Origin of the sequence: Flavobacterium sp. NG2 (genome assembly GCF_034119845.1) — a bacterium.
Taxonomy (GTDB): domain Bacteria; phylum Bacteroidota; class Bacteroidia; order Flavobacteriales; family Flavobacteriaceae; genus Flavobacterium.
In genome coordinates this window covers 2,339,239-2,358,756 of record NZ_CP139420.1, presented here as the reverse complement: position 1 = coordinate 2,358,756, position 19,518 = coordinate 2,339,239, and the positions used below count along the sequence as shown (strand labels likewise).

At 32.8% G+C, this 19,518-nt stretch carries 16 protein-coding genes; 5 read left to right on the top strand and 11 right to left on the bottom strand.

The features are described from left to right. The first annotated feature begins 50 nt into the window (after positions 1-50). Positions 51-509: an RNA methyltransferase gene (locus SLW70_RS09675; RefSeq protein WP_320891780.1), complete on the top strand. Its 459-nt coding sequence runs from the start codon at positions 51-53 to the stop codon at positions 507-509. Between the two features lie 254 nt (positions 510-763). On the opposite strand, the gene gatB/aspS is transcribed toward SLW70_RS09675, so the two are convergent. From gatB/aspS to SLW70_RS09655, 4 genes are all read right to left on the bottom strand, one after another. Further along, the gene (gene gatB/aspS / locus SLW70_RS09670; RefSeq protein WP_320888120.1) at positions 764-4,135 is read right to left on the bottom strand and encodes a bifunctional amidotransferase subunit GatB/aspartate--tRNA ligase AspS; all 3,372 of its coding nucleotides are present in this window, start codon (positions 4,133-4,135) and stop codon (positions 764-766) included. Beyond that, positions 4,135-5,532 carry an amidase gene (locus SLW70_RS09665; RefSeq protein ID WP_320888118.1) on the bottom strand — a complete coding sequence of 466 codons (1,398 nt, stop codon included), beginning with the start codon at positions 5,530-5,532 and terminating at the stop codon, positions 4,135-4,137. The genes gatB/aspS and SLW70_RS09665 overlap by 1 nt, the downstream gene beginning before the upstream one ends. A gap of 3 nt (positions 5,533-5,535) precedes the next feature. Continuing rightward, positions 5,536-5,805 (bottom strand): hypothetical protein, encoded by a 270-nt coding sequence (locus SLW70_RS09660; RefSeq protein ID WP_320888116.1) that lies wholly within the window; start codon positions 5,803-5,805, stop codon positions 5,536-5,538. Positions 5,806-6,034: 229 nt separating this feature from the next. Beyond that, positions 6,035-6,484 (bottom strand): hypothetical protein, encoded by a 450-nt coding sequence (locus SLW70_RS09655; protein ID WP_320888115.1) that lies wholly within the window; start codon positions 6,482-6,484, stop codon positions 6,035-6,037. Between the two features lie 182 nt (positions 6,485-6,666). Between SLW70_RS09655 and SLW70_RS09650 the strand changes: the two genes are divergently transcribed. Continuing rightward, positions 6,667-7,212: a DUF2911 domain-containing protein gene (locus SLW70_RS09650; RefSeq protein ID WP_320888114.1), complete on the top strand. Its 546-nt coding sequence runs from the start codon at positions 6,667-6,669 to the stop codon at positions 7,210-7,212. Positions 7,213-7,340: 128 nt separating this feature from the next. Here SLW70_RS09650 and SLW70_RS09645 read toward each other — a convergent pair whose 3' ends face one another. Continuing rightward, positions 7,341-9,119: a TonB-dependent receptor gene (locus SLW70_RS09645; protein ID WP_320888113.1), complete on the bottom strand. Its 1,779-nt coding sequence runs from the start codon at positions 9,117-9,119 to the stop codon at positions 7,341-7,343. 89 nt (positions 9,120-9,208) lie between these two features. After that, positions 9,209-12,223, bottom strand: a complete 3,015-nt coding sequence (locus tag SLW70_RS09640; RefSeq protein ID WP_320888112.1) for a tetratricopeptide repeat protein — start codon at positions 12,221-12,223, stop codon at positions 9,209-9,211. Between the two features lie 276 nt (positions 12,224-12,499). Here SLW70_RS09640 and SLW70_RS09635 point away from each other — a divergent pair, with 276 nt between their 5' ends. Next, positions 12,500-13,183: a cell division ATP-binding protein FtsE gene (locus tag SLW70_RS09635; RefSeq protein WP_320888111.1), complete on the top strand. Its 684-nt coding sequence runs from the start codon at positions 12,500-12,502 to the stop codon at positions 13,181-13,183. 10 nt (positions 13,184-13,193) lie between these two features. Here the strand turns inward: SLW70_RS09635 and SLW70_RS09630 are convergent, their stop codons facing one another. Further along, positions 13,194-14,006: a 2OG-Fe(II) oxygenase gene (locus tag SLW70_RS09630; protein ID WP_320888109.1), complete on the bottom strand. Its 813-nt coding sequence runs from the start codon at positions 14,004-14,006 to the stop codon at positions 13,194-13,196. A gap of 93 nt (positions 14,007-14,099) precedes the next feature. Here SLW70_RS09630 and SLW70_RS09625 point away from each other — a divergent pair, with 93 nt between their 5' ends. Continuing rightward, the gene (locus tag SLW70_RS09625; protein ID WP_320888108.1) at positions 14,100-14,993 is read left to right on the top strand and encodes a glycosyltransferase family 2 protein; all 894 of its coding nucleotides are present in this window, start codon (positions 14,100-14,102) and stop codon (positions 14,991-14,993) included. Beyond that, entirely contained in the window at positions 14,986-15,717 is a 732-nt protein-coding gene (locus SLW70_RS09620) for a class I SAM-dependent methyltransferase (protein ID WP_320888107.1), read from the top strand. The genes SLW70_RS09625 and SLW70_RS09620 overlap by 8 nt, the downstream gene beginning before the upstream one ends. A gap of 287 nt (positions 15,718-16,004) precedes the next feature. Here the strand turns inward: SLW70_RS09620 and SLW70_RS09615 are convergent, their stop codons facing one another. From SLW70_RS09615 to SLW70_RS09600, 4 genes are all read right to left on the bottom strand, one after another. Further along, positions 16,005-17,024 carry a P63C domain-containing protein gene (locus SLW70_RS09615; RefSeq protein WP_320888106.1) on the bottom strand — a complete coding sequence of 340 codons (1,020 nt, stop codon included), beginning with the start codon at positions 17,022-17,024 and terminating at the stop codon, positions 16,005-16,007. Further along, positions 17,024-17,938, bottom strand: a complete 915-nt coding sequence (locus SLW70_RS09610) for an IS1595 family transposase (RefSeq protein WP_320888105.1) — start codon at positions 17,936-17,938, stop codon at positions 17,024-17,026. Before SLW70_RS09610 ends, SLW70_RS09615 begins: the two co-directional genes overlap by 1 nt. Positions 17,939-18,032: 94 nt before the next feature. Then, a complete protein-coding gene (locus SLW70_RS09605; protein WP_320888103.1) occupies positions 18,033-19,127 on the bottom strand; it encodes a glycosyltransferase in 1,095 nt (364 codons plus the stop codon). Next, entirely contained in the window at positions 19,124-19,516 is a 393-nt protein-coding gene (locus SLW70_RS09600; protein WP_320888102.1) for an FdtA/QdtA family cupin domain-containing protein, read from the bottom strand. Before SLW70_RS09600 ends, SLW70_RS09605 begins: the two co-directional genes overlap by 4 nt. Positions 19,517-19,518: the final 2 nt, after the last annotated feature.

The following is a 19,518-nucleotide window of genomic DNA, read 5'->3' as shown; positions in this document are numbered from 1 at the left end:
GTATGCTAATAATATTTGAAAATACTAACAACAGTTTGTACTTTTACACCATGAATGACAACTTTGTAAACGAATATTTCGGAATCGGAATATTAAACGGAAAAACTCCTGAAAACTTAGGTGTTTTATGGCGCTCAGCGCAAAATTTAGGCGCTAGCTTTATTTTTACCATCGGAAACCGCTATGCCAAACAAGCTTGCGACACACACAATGCCGTAAAATCAATGCCGTACTTCCATTACGAAACCTTTGAAGATTTCCTAAAAAACCTACCCAAAGGGGCTCGCTTAGTTGGCGTAGAACTTGACGAAAGAGCCGAAGATTTAGAAACTTTTGAACACCCAAGACGTTGCGTGTACCTACTAGGTGCCGAAGACAACGGACTCTCAAAAGCAGCCATTGAAAAATGCCATTTTTTAGTAAAATTCAAATCACATTATAGCTTAAATGTATCCGTTGCAGGAAGTATTGTGCTTTATGATAGAGGTCTTAATAAACCGAGATCCTAATTACAACTTCATACAAAATAAACAGAGAAAAAATGCAAGCAGAAAACAACCGCAGATTCGCAGATTTTTCTTTAGAAATTTATATTTGATTAATTGTGACCAATAAATTTGCGCTAATTCCGCTTTTAGTGGTTTCTAAATTTTAAATTATTTAAAAAATTTGCGAATCTGCGGTTAAAAAATATTTATAAAAAAAGCGGACTCATACTTTCAATACGAATCCGCTTTTATTTTATTTATAGAATTTGAGAAATCTACTTTCTCATAATCTTCACATTCATTTCCTCCACTTTACGGTCTGATAAAATCGATGGTGCTCCGAATAATAAATCTTCACTAGAACCTGTTTTAGGAAACGCCATTACCTCACGAATCGAAGCTTTTTTCTCCAAAATCATCATCAAACGATCAATTCCCCATGCGATTCCACCGTGTGGCGGTGCACCGTACTGGAAAGCTTTGTACATCGTTCCTACACTTTTCATCATTTCTTCTTTGTTGTACCCCATATTTCTATAAGTTGCTTCAAGAATCTCCGATTTATGTGCTCGAACAGATCCTCCACCTATTTCGTAACCATTCAAAATAATATCGTATTGTTGTGCGATGATGGTTCCGATTTCTTCTTCTTTACCATCCATATGCTTTTTCAAATCATAGATAGCAGGCATTGAGAACGGATTGTGTGTAAACGTCCATCTTCCTTCATCTGTTTTCTCAAACATTGGAAAATCAACTACCCAAGCCGGACGCAATTCTTTTGGATTGATCAAGTTCAACATTCTTCCCATTTCTTGACGTACAGCATCCAAGGCTTTATTTGCCGTAGCATAATCTGCCGCCGAGAAGAATACAATATCACCTACTTGCGCATTAGTAGCTTTGATAATTCCAGCTGCTATCTCTTCACCCAAGAACTTAATAATTGGTGATTGCAATTCGCCTTCATTCACAATAATATAAGCTAATCCGCCTAAACCGTGTTGTTGCGCCACAGCAGTTAAGGTTTCGATTTGCCCTTTCGACATACGCTTATTTCCTTGCTCTGCAGCCGAAACTTTGATACATTTTACGATTCCTCCATCTTCAATTGGTTTAGAGAAAACTTGGAAAGTGGTATCTTTTACGATTTCGGTAATGTCTTGCATTTTTAAACCGTAACGCAAATCAGGTCGGTCACAACCATAGAAATCCATCGCGTCTTTATAGGTAATCACTTCAAACGGATGTAAAATCCATTTTTTACCATAAATTTTGGTTACAATTTCATTGAACATTTTCGTATTCAAATCGATAATTTGTTGCATACTTGCGTACGCCATTTCGATATCCAACTGCGTAAATTCGGGTTGACGATCTCCACGAGAATCCTCATCTCTAAAACAACGTGCAATTTGGAAATACTTTTCATACCCACTCACCATCAACATTTGCTTGAACTGCTGTGGTGCTTGCGGTAACGTATAAAACATCCCTGCTCCTTTACGAGTAGGCACAATAAATTCGCGTGCTCCTTCATCGGTACCAGCACTCAAAATTGGCGTTTCAATTTCTAAGAACTCTTCGTTATCTAGAATGTCACGCAATAACTTAATTACTTTATGACGGTTAACAATCGCTCTACGAACCTCTTCATTTCTGTGATCCAAAAACTTGTATTGAAAACGAGTTGCCTCATTTGTTTTGGCCGCTCTTTTAATCTCAAAAGGCAAGGTTTTAGACAAGTTTAAAACTTCTAATTCAGATGCTTTTAATTCGATTTTACCTGTACGTAAACCTGCATTGTAATCGTCTTCGTTACGACCTACTACAATTCCTTTTACCGAAATCACAGATTCTGGCTTCAATTTTACCAACTCATCGATATTAGGAAAAGTTTCTCTACTAAGATTAACTTGGAAAATCTCATAACTTGAATCACGCAAATCAATAAACATCAAATCTCCGTGGTCACGCACACTCGCTACCCAACCTGACAACATCACTTCTTCGTTGATGTTAGCTTCCGATAATTGTGAAATTTTATGAGTTCGGTACGTATCTTTTATAATGATAGGAATTTCAGGAAGGGATTCTTCTTGTGCGGATGAATCTCGTACGGACAGCTCGCGTACGGACAGGTCGCGACCTGTCCCTACGGCATTATTTTCTGGATTTTGTACGGACAGGTCGCGACCTGCCCCTACCGTCCCTACGGATAATTTATCTAAAATAATCTGACGAATTACTTTACCATTCGCTCCTTTTCCGATGATTCCCAAAACTTTTCCAACCAAAATACCAGCTTTTCCTTGATCTCCTGCCTTGACATCATTGGCAACAGCCTCATTTTCTGAAAGTACTTTTTCAATTACTTCTTGAATTTTATCTTCAGAGATGGTATTGTCTGCAAAGTATTTGTTGTAATCAAAATTTTGATCTTTCAAATAACCCGCAATGGCATTTTGAACTAAAACTGCCGTAATTTTTTCTGCTTTAAACAACACAAAAATGGTTGTTAAATGCTCAATATTATGGATTTTAGCATAATCTTCTGCCTTGATATTGTTTGCCAACGTTTTAGCCACAAATGAAGGATCATTGATTTTATCGTTTAATGTCACAAACGTTCTTGAACGCAAAGCATCAGCCGTGAAAAATTTAGCGTCTTGAGGTAAAACACCGCCACCAATCAAAATTGATTCCACTGCATAAGGTAAGGCACTAGTATCTACAGAAATCGCTTCTATCTCCGCTTTGATGTTGACAAACGGTAAATCTGGCTCTGAAATAAAACGATAATCCGCTTCGAATTCTTTCTTACGCATCGTTTTGGTTTGCTTCAAATCGGCATCCCATAAAACCGTTGTTTGGTCAGGTCTAAATTCTTTGTGTTCTTCGTAATAATTGAACTGTTTTTCTACCTCTTCTTTCAAAGCTTCGACCATAAACTTAAACGAGTTCAAGTTTTTGATTTCGGTTCTTGGGTTCAAAACATTCGAGTTGATTTTACGCAATGAAACCGAAACATCCGATTTGAATTCTCCTTTTTCCAAATTGGCCTCAGAGATTCCTAAATTCTGAACAATACGCTGAATGTATTGCGCATAGGTCGAAGCGTCTTCTATATTGCGAATACAAGGTTCGGTTACAATTTCAATCAAAGGAACACCCGCTTTGTTAAAATCAACTAACGAAATTTTCTTTTCGTGCATTAATTTGGCCGCATCTTCCTCAATATGAACCTGAGTTAGATTTACCGTAAATTGCGAACCGTCATTACGGTAACAAGAAACCTTTCCATCAGGAATCACAGGATTATGAAACTGCGTTATTTGAATATTTTTTGGGTTATCAGGATATTCGTAATGCTTTCTATCCCAAGAAATCACTTCATTACTAAAGGATGATTCTACCGCTTTGCCAAAATAAATCGCCTTGGTAATCGCTTCTTTATTGATAGCTGGCAAAACTCCCATTTGCCCAGTACAAACTGAACATATATTTTGGTTCGGTGTTTCAATTTCTTGATTGGGACAAGAACAAAACAACTTGGTTTTGGTATTCAATCGGACGTGCGTTTCTAGTCCGATTACCAATTCTAAATCGTGGGCTTTTAATGCCGCTGTTAATTGCTCCAATTCCATTATAGTGTATCTTTTAAGAAGTTTGCAAATTGCAATACTAATTCATCATTATTTTTTGCTGCTGTAATTTGAAGTCCAGTGCTTGTTCCTTGTGGCACGGTTAAAGTTGGCAATTGCCCTAAACTAAATCCAACCGTATAAGCATCCGACAAGTACATCGCCAACGGATCTTTCAAACTATCTCCAATTTTAGGAGGCGTACTTGGTGTCACTGGCGATAAAACGATATCTACCTCTTCGAAATCTTTGCTGAAATTCTCCGAAATCTGGTCTCTTACAGCTAATCCTTTCAAATAGATTTCATCCGAAAAACCTTGAGACAATACTTGGTTCCCTCCTACGATTCTGCGTTTGGTTTCTTCTGAAAAATTTTCAGAACGAGTCACCGCATAGGTATCTATTAAATTTTCTCCTTCAATTCGGTTTCCGTAATTGGTTCCGTCCAAACGAGACAAATTTGAAGCAGTTTCCGCCATTGCCAAGGTATAATAAGTCGAAACTAAAATATCCGATTTAAAGAAATCCAATTCTTTTACAGCAATTCCTTTGGCTTTAATTTTTTCGATAGCAGCTAAGAAATCCGCTTTTACTTGGGTGTCAATTGCTTCACTTTCGATGAAATTTTTGAAATAACCCACCGTTTTCACTTTTGAAGTTGCAACAGCCTCTTCGCTAATTTCGTTTGAAATGATAGAAGTTTGATCTTTTGGATCTTTTCCACTCATCACGTTCAAAACAATGCGGATATCTTCTAATGATTTTGCCAATGGTCCCACGCAATCCGTAGAAGACGCATAAGCCATCAATCCGTATCGTGAAATTCTTCCGTAAGTAGGTTTGAATCCGTAAATATCATTATAACCCGCAGGTTGACGAATCGAACCTCCCGTATCTCCTCCAATAGAAAAAACCGTATACTCTTTGGCTACGTTTACCGCAGAACCTCCACTGGAACCTCCAGCTACCAATTCTGGATTAATAGCGTTTTTCACCGCTCCAAAAATCGTATTTTCGCTAGACGAACCGTGACCAAAACTATCACAGTTTTCTTTTACCAACGGAATAGCACCTGCATCCAATAATTTTTGAATAGCAGTAGCCGTGTACGGTGATTTATAATTTTTCAACAACTCAGAACTTGCAGTAGTGTAAGTTCCTTGCAGCATGTACACATCTTTAATCCCAAACGGAATACCTTCTAACAAACCGATAGTTTCACCATTTGCAATTTTAGCATCCACTTTAGCCGCCAATTCTAACGCTAAATTATCTAACAAAGAATTGACTGAGTTGTATTTATTTTCTTTAAGTAAGTCTAATTTTTCTTGTACCAAAGCTGTACAAGTAATTTGTTTAGACACCAATTGCTGGTGTATTTTTTTTATCTGAGAATCCATTTTTTATCCTTCTATAACTTTAGCAACTACCAAAAAACCGTTTTTCTTGTTCGGGAAATTCTCTAGTATAAGTTGTTTTTCAATAGCCGAACTCTCTATTACCACATCTTCTCTTAAACTACTTACTGACACACAATTACGATTGACATTATTGGCAGCATTTTCATTAGATGGATGCGCATTTTTAATCACATCAAATAATTTGTTCACGGACTCCGAAGGCTGTGCTCCTTTAATACTCGACAAGATGTCAACTGTCATTGTTTTACTCATAATTTTATTTCGTTTAATCGTCAAACTTTTAAGGTCGCGAATTTACGAAAGTTTTTTTTAGGGAATCCTATTTTTTAGTAATGATTTCGATAGTTATGAATATAAAAGAAGGAATCTAAAAATCATAATTTATCAAAGAGATAGTCCTTTTTAGGCATTGTTTAGAAAAACCTCATGACTCGAACACCGATGACTCGGAAACAAGCAAAGCAGATTTTAAAGGATTTTATTATTCAACACTCTCAACCAAATACTTCGTTCCATTAATCTCAAATGTAAATCCTACTGCATTCCCCATCAATTTATTTCCCAAAGGTGATTGTGGCGAAAGTGCAATCACATTTACTCCATCAATATTTATTTTTGGCAAAGCCAAAGACAGATACAAATAAATCCCATTAGCTTTCACTAAACTTCCTAATGAAATAATTTCTGAACTTATTTCTGGATTTATTTTATCCAAAACTGCTTTTTGTTGTAAAACCTCAACTAATTTGGAATTTAATTTTTCTTGTTCCAAATGCATCATGGATAAAGCGGTTTCATGTTTATCGCCTGCGGAACCTTTGGCATCATTTTTTGAATCCTCTGTCAATCCCGAAATCATATCTCTGAAAACATCGATTCTATCTTGTACTAGTCGTAAATAATGTTGGTAAATTTTTTGTTTGAAAGTCATCTGTTTTTTTGAGGAGCTAAGATTCTTAATTACTGAGATACTAAGAATTTCAATGTATAAAAAACAAATTTAGGGTTTTATTCTATAGTGCCATTAGATTCATTTTAAAATTTTAACACCAAATCTTACCAATTTCCGAAAGCAATCGATAAATTTAAATTCTAATCAATTCAATCAACAGTATGAAAACTACAACATTAATCAGTTCTATTGCACTCGGAGTTTCCCTATTTTTATCTTTTAATGTTTATTCTCAAAAATTCCCAGCTTTAGACAAAAGTCCTATGGACGTTGCTGCTTACCCAACCGATCATAAGGAAGCAACCAAATCAGTAAAAATATACTACAGCAGACCACAGTTAAAAGGTCGTAGTATAAGCGAATTAGCTCCCAACGGAAAAGTTTGGAGAACAGGAGCAAATGAAGCCAATGAAATCACTTTTTACAAAGATATGTACTTGGGAAAAACCAAAATAAAAGCTGGCACTTATTCATTATTTACTATTCCTGAAAAAGATAATTATACCATCATCATCAACAAAGACACTAATGTTTGGGGTGCCTACACTTATAAAACTAAAAACGACATTGCCAGACTTGTGGTGCCAGTTACTCAAGCCGAAGAATCGCTAGAAGCGTTTTCTGCGGTTTTCACCAAAGCTGATAATGGCATCATTTTAAACTTAGGATGGGATAAAATCCGTGTTGCGATTCCTTTCACAGAATAACCTTTTATAAACACAAAGAGCACTAAGATTTCGCAAAGAACAGCAAAGAAATATAAAAAAACTCTGTGAACTTGGCGTAAAACTTAGCGCTCTTTGCGGTTAAAAAGACCTTAGGGATAAAACTAGATTTAAAAATCGAATTTATAATTGGCTCCAACAACAATTTGCAACCCTTGAACAGGGTAGTTCAACCATTTTTGATAATTTTGATTGGTGATATTGTTTACTTTTAAGAATCCGGTTAAACGCTCATTGTGTTTATAACCAACATGAGCATTAACATCAAAATAACTATCCAAAATAATAGGGTCAGGTTGGACTAGATAAAGTATATCTGTATTCAACTGCAGGTCTTTCCTTTCACCAACATAGAAAACTTGCGCTCCAGCAAACCATTTTTGAGTAATATTAAAATCTAATTTGGAGTCTAATTTAACTGTTGGTAAATTCCAAGCTTCTTGTTGAAAATCGTTTTTAAAACTGTATACAGAACCACCAATACTAAAAGTTACATTTTCAGAAAAACTAGCTTTTAAATCTCCTGTAAAACTCAATGTTTTCATATCGTCATACACCACCTGGAATGAGTTTCCAAAAGCATAGAATTCGTTAGAGGCATTTTCATTATAATCATTACTTTTAAACAATGCCTTATTCTTTTCATTCAAATAAGATGCTCTCAAGTTATAACTCACATTGTTAGCCAATTTCCCTTTCAAACCAGCAAATATATCATATTGTTTGTCTGTTGGTCTCATAAAACCTGAAGTACCATTATCCCCCATTGTAGGTGATAAAAACGGATTTCCATCCACAAAATTTTGATATGAGTTTTGCTCTAAACTACCTTGCGCACCTGCATAAAATATCATCAAATCCCCTACTACATTATAAGAAGCGGTAACTTGAGGATAAACAAATAAAGCATTCTTCGCATTTTCTAAACCAAAACTATAAAAAATACTCGCTCCTAAATTTAGAGTCCAATCGTCTTTTAACATAACAAAACTCGGGCTAATTCCAATATTGGTATACCCATACTTAATTGGCGCTACATTATTTCTTGCATAATTATGCTCAAAACTACCTCCAACATAATCCACAATCAAATTAGTTTTCACTAGTTCATCCCCTACCTCAAATTCAAAAGAGGGCTTAGCATAAAATCTATTCTCTGCAGAGCCAAAAGTATCTGCAAAATGAATAAACTTCAATTGTGCTTCATTAATAAAACTATCACTAAAATGAACTCTACCACCTACTGAATAAGTGTTATAGGAATGTTTTGGATTAATACTACTAATTAAGTTTGCTCTATCCTGCGGAGTTTGAAAACTTCCAAAATCCATTGGCAAACCATACCAATTGTAAATTTGGTTTTTATATCCTAAATCAAAATTAAATGTAGCGTCATTATAATCTGTCCCATAAGTCAAATCAACTGAAGTATTTGAATAATCACTTGGTAATTCTACATCATTAACTCCGGCTTGGGAGGATAAATGACGAAACATTCCTCCTACATAATCATTGTTATTCAACTCTTGATTAACAAACAACTCTCCATTTAAGGTTCTGTAATTCCCAAAACCTAAGGTTGCATAATTATTATACAAATGGGCTTTTTTTGATTTTTCTACCCCTTCTGCTTTCCCTTTCAGCGGAGCAAATGTAGAAGCCACTGGAAAAGAAAAAATAGAATACTTAATAGTTTCTTTTTTGGTATTACCATCATCATCCAGCGAAGGTGTTTCCTTTATTTTTGAAGCATCTGAAATAGATGGGTTGTATGATTTTACAACAGTAACTTCTTCTGAACCTATGTTGTCTTTTTTCTGAGCAAAGGTGTACTGAAAACTCACCAATGCAATTGCAATTATTGTTTTATGCTGGAAATTAAATTTCATATTTTTTTTCTTTAATTCTCCTCTAAATCTCTCTATACAAGAAATAGCTGAAAGTCGCTAATAGGTTTATATTTCTATTTCTTAATACACTAATTTGTTATCGATGAATTTGTTTTAGACTCTTCGGCTTTGATACTGTCTAATTCTTTTTTAGCCTCTGATACAACATCTGGAAAATCCGTAAAATTCTTAATTACATTATCCAATATATAAGTCGCTTGGAAACTATCTTTCAAACCATAAAAGTTTTTAGCCATTACCACTAAACCTTTGGCTCCATAATAACGATAACTGGAATAACTTTTCGCTATTTTTTGAACACTAACATTTGAAGCTTCAAATTTGCCATCTTTATTTTTAAAATAAGCATCATAATATAATGCTTCGGCTGCCAACTCTCCTTTTGCAATAGCCAATACTTTAGTATAACCAGCTCTTGCTTTTGTTTCATCACCAGTTTGAATAGCAGAACGCGCTATGATAATTTGAGCATCACTTTTTACATTATCATCTATTTTAGAACTATTCAGAACCTTTTCGGCATAAATCACCGAACGTGAATAATCTTTTTTGTCATAATAACATTTCATCAAATTAGACTGCGCAAAAACCTTATTTTGAGACAGTTCTGCTTCATTCTCCAAACGCTCTAATATTGAAATCGCTTTAGTTTTATCAGTATTTTTTAGAAAAATTTGCCCTAATCTAGTCAATGATTGCTCCGTGAATTCGTTTCGTGATTGATTGACCACGTATTCATAATTAGAAACCGATTTGGCTTCCTGACCTTCGGTAAAATACAATTGAGCCAAATAAAAATTAGCCTGTAAACTATGTAAACCTCTAGGGAAACTTGAAATATAGGCATTGAATCCAGAAATAGCTTGACTGTTATTTTTTTGTTCAAATTGTTTATAAGCCGATTCGTAACTATCATTATCCAATTCAACATCTGAAACAGCAACAAAATCCAATGTTCGAACCCAAGTAGCGTATTCATTCACTCGTCCACTATCAACATAAATTAACCTAGATGTTGAAACAGCTTCTAGTGCTTCGGGACTTTTAGGAAAATCAGTCACTACTTTTTTAAATTTGGCTAAGGCCAAATCATTTTTATCTGAGTTATAATACACTAATCCTTGGCGTAAAATTGCTTTTGGTGTAAAAGAACCTTTTTTATAATCTTCAATTAAACGATCGTATGTTTTCAATGCTAAATCTTGTTTGTTTGTCGCCACATAAGTGTTAGCCAATTCAAATAGAGCATCGTCTCTATAACTTGATTTCGTATATAGCTTAATAAACATGTTCAATTCGTCAATTTTTTTGTCACTCTTACCAACAAAACCATAACAAAGTGCTTTTTGAAAATAAGCATAATCAGCATCAAATCCATTATACTCAATAGCTTTATTATAAGCTTCCATAGCTGGATAATATTTTGAATTTACAAAACGGCAATCACCCAAACGTAAATATGAATCATTTAAGCGATCTTTATCCCCTTTTTCTTTTTCAATCTGTTTTTGAAAATAATCACCCGCTTGATCGTATTCTTTCAACTTAAAATAAGCGTAGGCAATATTGTAATTAATATTTTTATATTCAGAAGTTACATAAGCGCGTGGGAGCCCCATAAACTGTTTAAAACTCAACAACGCATTTTTATGATCTTCTAGAATATTTTCAGTTTCAGCTTTCCAAAAAGTAGCTCTTGCAGTAAACTCAGCATCCGTTTGATTATCTATTGACTTTTTAAACATTTTTTGAGCCTCTTGATAACTTCTATCCGTAAACAATTCTAATCCTCTGTAAAAAGTTACTTTTTGATAAGCTAATTTGTTCTCAGGTCTCTTGCTTTTTTCTAAAAGCACCAAAGCTTCATCATAATTTTTAGACGAAATATAGGAGTCAATCAATAATTTTTCGATAGTTGGTCTGTTAGTGTTATTTGGATATTTGTTAATAAATCCTAATAATACCGCTGGTACACTTTGATAAGAATTCCCAATTTCATAACTTAATTTTGCATAATTCAAGCTAGCATCTTCTTGAATAGTAGCATCAAAATTCATTTCGGATGCATTTTTAAAAGCATTTAAAGCTTCTTGTTTTTTATTTAGGTTCAAATAACTTTCGCCTAGATGGTAGTAGGCATTTTGCGCCACAAAATCTTTACCATTAATGATTTTATTAAATTGGGAAATGGCACTTTCTAAATTATTTTGCTTGTAATAAGCATATCCTAATTGATAATAATCGGTATTGCTCCATCTTCCTCTTTTTCCTTTATATGCTGTCAAATAAGGAATAGCTTTGTCGTATTTTTTTAAGTTAAAATAACTTTCACCAATAATTTTATTCAATTCAGATTTTTCAATAGCTGTAGATTTTGCCATCGCTTTTTCACCTAACTCAATTGCTTTTTGAAAATTCCCTTGTTTAAAATTCATATCCGCTTGATAGTAAGACAATTTTTCTTTGTACTTATCATCACCAGACACTTCATCAAAATATTTATTAGCTTGAGAATAATCATTTCCCTCATATGCCATAAACCCCAGGTAATATTTAGCTTGTGAGCCATACTCAGGGGACTTCACCACTTTATTCAGGTAAATAGTAGCTTCTTTTTTATTTTTAGCATTAAAAAGACAATATCCTTTTTGGAAATTAAATTTATCTCTATCTTCTCTCTTCAGTTGATACTCCTCAACTTTTTGAAAATATCGTAAAGCACTTGAATAGTTTTTTTGTTCAAAATAATACTGAGCTATTTCAATATTAGCTTGATTACTTTTGGCACTTGTTGGGTATTCTGTTAGAAAACGATCTATCAAATCACCAGCGTTACCACGGTCCAAATGAATAGCAGCACTGGCCTGATAATAAGAACAATCTGATTTAACTTCTTGGTCTTTAGACTCTATGTACACTTGCTCAAAAAGGGTTAATGAGGACGCATATTGACCATCTCTATACAAGGATACCGCCTTGTCAAAATTCTTTAATTCGTGTGTATATACTGCTGATTTTTGGGCAGAAAGATTGCCAACACTAGAAAAAACCAACAAAATGAAGAACCGTGAAAATTTATGCATTTTATTTTTTTTTATATTCAAATGTATCATATTCTAACGTTTATAACGAACTGAAATTAACTTTTATTATAACATTGTTTTCAACAACCAATAATAATGCCAATAAAAACAGAGTGAAGCAATAAATAAAATCACACAAATAAATTAAAGTGAGTAACTTTAACTACCCAAACAAAAATGCTTCAATTTATAGAATGACTTTAATTTCTATTTAATGAAATTTATTTTGAATACAACCGTTATCTTATTACTTTTACCCAATAAATTAAATCTATCATGTCACAACCTATACTTTCTTTAAAAAACGTAACTATTTCTCAAGAAGATAAAACCATTTTATCTAATATAACGCTTGAAGTAAATCGAGGTGAATTTATATACATCATTGGAAAAACAGGTTCAGGAAAGAGTAGTTTAATGAAAACTCTATATGCTGATTTACCCTTGAACGAAGGTGAAGGACATATTGTAGACTTTGATTTAGTAGGCTTAAAAGAAAATGACATTCCGTATTTAAGAAGAAAAATAGGGATTGTTTTCCAAGATTTCAAACTACTTCCTGACCGTAGTATCAAAGACAATATGATATTCGTCTTAAAAGCTACTGGATGGACAGTAAAAGAAGAGATGGACCAAAAAATTGACGAAGTACTCGACAAAGTGGGTATGAAACAGTATATAAACAAAATGCCTCATCAGATTTCAGGAGGAGAGCAACAACGTGTTGCAATTGCAAGAGCATTATTGAACGATCCAGAGCTTATTCTAGCCGATGAACCTACTGGAAACCTAGACCCACAAACTAGTGCTGAAGTACTAGATGTACTGCGAAAAATTAATCAAAACGGTAAAACCATCATCATGGCTACCCACGATTATGCGTTGCTAATGAAATTCCCTGCCAAAACATTAAAATGTGAAGACGCTAAGATTTTTGAGGTTGTTCAAAGGACGGTTTAATTAAACTTTGCTACTTTTTATATACGTGTGGATTTTCTTTAATTCCTTTTTTAAATAATTTACGAATTAACATTCTAGTCCAAGTATCAAGCTGTAAAACTGCATCAATCAGTTTTTGTTCTGGACGACCTCGAAAAGAGGTTACATGAAATGTATCTGTTGATAACAAAGGTACTTTTGAAAAATAATAATTTGACACACAACATCTGAAACCTTCATAAACTACTGGAGACACCGAGTGTAATGACTTGTTATGAGTAGCCATTACTATTAATCTATTGAATCTACTATGAATTGTAACTGGCTGACCTGATAATCCTTCTGGCCATAATTCAAGATTACCACCATAATTTTCTTCCCAATTTGGAGTAACATAAAATAATAAATTCAAAACCCTCCATCTATCCCGATCCTTATCATGAGAATTATCTAAATGCGGATTTAGAAATTGACCTTTTCCCATCATTGAAATTCCACCAGCATAAAGAAACTCATCTGGAATCGCTTCTTTTATTTGACAAATTTCCCCAATTAAAGCTACCACCTTTTCATCCTGAAATGCATATATTATCTCTTCAAGAAGAGGGTGATATTTATTCATTTGAGCAGCAACATATTTATTTTCTCTAATGCTTTTTTTAAGAACCATTTGGTCTGAATTAGGAAAAACTTCATATATCCTACTTACAATTTCCTGAGGCAATAGGTCATCAATAAAAAAGTAACCTATTTTTGAACCTGAATCTGCAAACATTGCCTTAGCTACTTCACTTTTATCAACTATCTTATTGATAATAATTTTAGATATATCTTCTCTATCCACAATACCTTTTTTAACAAAAATAAGCAAAAATAAATTACAATAACTCTAAATTAAATTCTATAAAACTCTAAATTTGGAATTCAAAATCAAACTATGCTATCTATTTTAATACCAACATACAACTACAATGTATACCCACTCGTTTTAGAACTTAAAAAACAAGCTGATAGTTTAGATTTGAAATATGAGATACTTGTTCAAGACGATAATAGCACCGAAACTTACGAAAACAGCACAATCAATTCACTAACTAATTGTAACTTCTCAGTTAACCAAGTAAATTTAGGAAGAGGTAAAAACATCAATCTTTTATGTACTAAATCAAAATATGATTATGTTTTAATAATGGAAGCTGATTCACTACCTGAGAACAAATTATACCTCAAAAACTTCGTTGATTCAATAACAAATTCAACTACCATCATTTTTGGAGGGGTTAAATACCCTGACAATAAACCAACTAAAGAAAAAATGCTTCGTTGGAAATACGGCAAAAAACGCGAAACTAAATCTTTAAAGCACAGACAAAAATTTAATTACGATTTTGTTTTTACATGGAATTTAGTATTAAGGAAAGAAATCCTTTTAAAATATCCTTTTCCAGAATACATAACTGAATATGGATATGAAGATGTTATTTTTATAAAGACTTTACAATCAAATGCTATTTCAATAAATCATATTGAAAATTTCCTAATTCATCATAACGACGAATTTAGTATTGATTTTATAAAAAAAAAACAAAGCTCCGTTACTAACTTGCATTCACTAATAACACATAATAAGATTGAATACAAAGACATTAATTTAAGTGCAGTTTATCTTTTTCTCAAAAAACTTCGTATTATTGGAATTGTAAAACTTATTTACTTAAAAATAAGACCTAAAATCATTGTGAATTTAACATCAGAGAATCCAAATCTATATTTATTAGATTTTTACAAATTAGGATATTATTGCACCATACAAGACTCAAAAAATGTATAACAATTTAAAAAAAATAATTCATTCGGTTTTATCTAAAAAAAACATATTTAAGATAGAACCTTATTTAAGAAGAGGCTGGTCAGTCTTCTATTTAGGATCAAAACACCAATGTACTATTTGTAAAACAAAATTCAAAAATTGGATTAGTTTACCTAATCAAGATAATGTTTGTCCAAGATGCGGAAGCCTTTCTAGAGATAGAAGATTATGGCAACTGATAGAACAAAATTATTTAAAACCCCATAGTAACGTATTAGATTTCTCACCTTCCAGAAGTTTATTTAGAATTTGGAAAAAACAGCATACATATTATACTGCAACAGACTTATCAGGTGATTTCATTTCAGATAATCAATATGATATTACCGCTATCCCTGAAGATGAAAACACATTTGACTTAATTATTTGTTATCATGTTCTAGAACATGTCATTGAAGACAGAAAAGCGATGAATGAGCTTTATCGAATTCTAAAACCTACAGGAACACTACTGGTTCAAACACCATTCAAGGAAGGTGATATCTATGAAGACTATAGCATAACGACAAAAGAAGAAAGATTAAAACATTTTGAACAAGAAGATCACGTTAGAATATATTCGGTTGAAGGTCTAAAAAACAGATTGACAAAATCTGGTTTTAAGGTTGAAATTAAGCCATTTAAAAAAGACACTTTTTATGGTTTAACAGATAACGAAATTATATTTGTTTTGAAAAAAAATTAAGGTAACTATATATTACTTTACAGTATTTAGCTAAAACCAAATGTAATAAAAAAGACAAAGCCTATCTGAAAAGATAGGCAATGTTCTTGAAACAAGAATAAATAATAACTAAGTTTGACTTAATTATTTTTTGGCAGCGCATACGATTAAGTACACGAATGCTAAAGCAATAATTGTTTCCATGATTCCCATCATTAAAAGTTAAACTTAGGATTATCCCAGTCGGCAGGATGCCAAAAAAAACCGTTTGCACTAACAAACGGGTTTTTAAATATAGTTTTTATTTTTTATTTATCTTCTTTAGGATTAAAGTCTAATCCTTTTTTTAAATTTTGGTTAAATTCTGATAATTTGACTTTTGGTTTTTCTACAACTTCTACTGTGTGTCCTTTATCATCAAAATCAAATGGTATTTCCAATTGACCGTTTTGTCTAGCTTTAAGTTTATTGAATTGATCCCACATGTGCTTCATATTATCTGATAACTGAAACAATGTTACAATTTGGTTTATTTGAGCCGTTAAATGCGGACTACCTGTATCTTCGGTTAAGAATTGATGAAAACGAGCTGTTTTGTTTCCTTGGGTACTTTTAGGTACATTTTTTTCTAATTCTGACAATACACCCATAGGTAATTCTTCGTATATAAGTTTCTTTGTCCAAGTACCTATAACTCCGGGTCTTTTCTTTATTCCATTAACTGTAAAGTCCCAACCATTTAATCGGAATAATTCTTTATAAAAAATATCTGGGAATGTTTTTTGCCAAGGCAAAAGCTGTTCACTTATGTATTGCTTTAATATTTTTTGTAATTCATCTTTTTCTCGGTCGTACTGGTAACCAGTAGCTTCATCAACTAAAGCAGTTATACCTATATTTGCAAAGCCTTTAAAAATAACATAAGCGTTTTCTGCTGCTATCTTAGCGTTTTCTCTATTGTTTAAAGCGCCTTTTTTGTCTGCTTGTTGCCAAATATCACAAATATCTATTAAACCTGTGGCAGGAACACCTTCGTAAGTTTCTCCATCTTCATCAACATAAACAACTGGTTTTGATAGCTTTTCAAATGTTTCTTCACTTATAAAAGGTGTTAGGTAATTAGCTGAAATATATTCTGGAAGTACAGCGCCTTTTTGTTCTTTCTTCTTTTGCCAATATGCTCCGCTTCCTTTAATTCCTAAAGCATTCGCTAGGCTTCTATCGACTAAAATTCTTTCTCCGTTATCTAAAACAGCACATGATATTTTAAAGTCTCCAATTTCTATCTGTCCTTTGTATTTTACTTTAGGTAAGTTTGTCTTTGCCATTATCCAATTAGTTCTTTATAAGTTATACGATTTTCCATATTTGACAATAGTAAGTCAAATCTATTTGAAGAAGTACTGGTTCTAGTATTGTATCTAAAAACAAATTCGTCAACATACATTTGCAAGTGCTTTTTAGATGTAAAATGATAGATTCCAAATATACCTCTTTTTAGTAAAGACCAAAAACCTTCAATTGTATTGGTGTGAATTCTACCATTTACATATTGTCCTTGATTATGTCTTACTATTGAATGGTCGTAAATTTTAGAAACACCTTTATAGCCTAACCATTCATCTGTGTACAAAGAAGCGCTTTGTTTTACGTTTGCAACTATTTCACGAGTTAAAGTAGCAGAGCCAACATTTTCAACAACATTTGCGTTTAATTTTCCATTACGTTCAACTGTTCCTACAACTGGTGTTTTGTCTTTGGCGCTTCTACCTTGTGATGCAATAGCTTTTTTATGGTTGTGACGGTTTTTATTTTTACCACCTACATAAGTTTCATCTGCTTCAACTTCGTTGTCAAGTTCGTTGTCGTTTTCAATACCGAAACACTTTCTAATACGTTGTAGCATAAACCAAGCGCTCTTTTGGGTAATATCTAAGTCACGACCTAATTGCAGGGAGGATATGCCTTTCTTGTGCGATGTAACTATCCATATAGCTAAAAACCATTTTTGCAACTCTAGTTTAGTGTTGTCAAAAATGGTATTAGTTTTTACATTGAAATATTTACCCGTGTTCTTACATTGGTATTTATTACCTTTACAAACATAAACCTTTGAAGTAGAATCAAAAGGACTGACTACGCTGTCATTCCATCTTATTTCAGTCAAATGGTCAATACATGACTGTTCTGTAGGGAATGCTTTTACAAGGTCTAAAACTGATTTAATTTCTTTGTTGAACATAATATTTGATTTATTACGCAACAAAGACAAGTAGTTAGTTACAGTAAAACAAATTTATTAACTGTAAAATAGTATATAATTACCAAAATTAATTTCAATCATTTACTACATTTACAAAGAGTTTTTCCCATTCTTGCATTATAACTTCAATGGTATATTTATGAACACTTTTTTTGGCGTCAATACCTATTTTAATCCTTAAATCTTCATCTTCGATAATGTTAAGTACTTTTTCAACATAATCATCAACATTTCCATCTTCTATTAAAAATCCGTTTATCCCATCATCTATTACAGCACCCGGTCCACAGGGACAATCATATGCCACACAAGGTAAACCCACGGCCATACTTTCTATAAGTACCATTCCAAAAGCTTCATATCTTGAAGTCATCAAAAAAACAGATGCTTGTAAATAACTATCATAAATGGCTGTAGTTGGAGGTAAAAAATTTATATTTTGCTCAATTTTGAGCAATTTAGCTTTATTGATATATTCAATATTAGTTGTCCAATGACCATATACGTCAAGAATCCAATCTGGATGTTTTAAAATAATCTTTTTCCAAATAGTAAATAATCGATCCAATCCTTTTACATAGGGATTCATACAAACTGCCATGGCTTTTTTATTAATCAAACTAGCCTGTTCATTTACCAAAAAACTTGCTGGATTAGCAATGACTTTACTGTTTTCTACACCCCATTCTTTACTCCCTTGAATCGTTTCAAAAACAGCAACCTTAAATAAATTTATAGTTTTTTTTCTCCAAGAAACTATTAATTTATTTCGTATTCTTCTGTATAAACTCGTATATCCTTTTTTTTGAAAACGAATAGAAAAATGGGTTTCAAAAATTAGAGGGATTTTAGTTTTTAAAAACCAAGGAACAAATAACCATAATACTGCGTCACATACAACAATTACATCTGGCTTATCAATTACAATTGTCTTGTTTATATAACGAATGTATTTAATTAAAAATAAAATTTTATTATTGGAAGGTGCGATAGTGTACCATTTAGTCTTTTGATTAAAATCATAAAAAACATTAGGGTATGTATTTGTGACTGACAACAAAGAAACCTGGTAATTTAAGTTCTCTACTAAATAATTAGTTTTCAAAGAAATCACTCTTGCAATTCCACCTGAATCCGTTATATCAGGGACAATATATAAGATTTTCATTTTTTTGATTCTAAAAATTCATCAAAATCTCGAATATAATCTTCTTCTTCAAATACCGTAGATGCTAAAACTAGACATACTGCTCCTGATGAAAAATTTTCCAGTTCACGCCACATATTGTTTTTAATCAATAAACCTTTATCAGGTTTATTGAGTGATACTGTCTCTATTGATTTTCCATCTTTAAGTACAACATCAAAACTTCCTGAAATAGCAATTAAAACTTGTTGTAGTTTTTTATGCGAATGCCCTCCTCTTACAGCCGAACTTGGAATGTCATACAAATAATAAACCCTTTGCACATCAAATGGAATGGTATCATTTTCAACAACAGCAATATTTCCGTGTCTATTTATTATTTTAGGAATATCAATTATCTGTATATCCATAT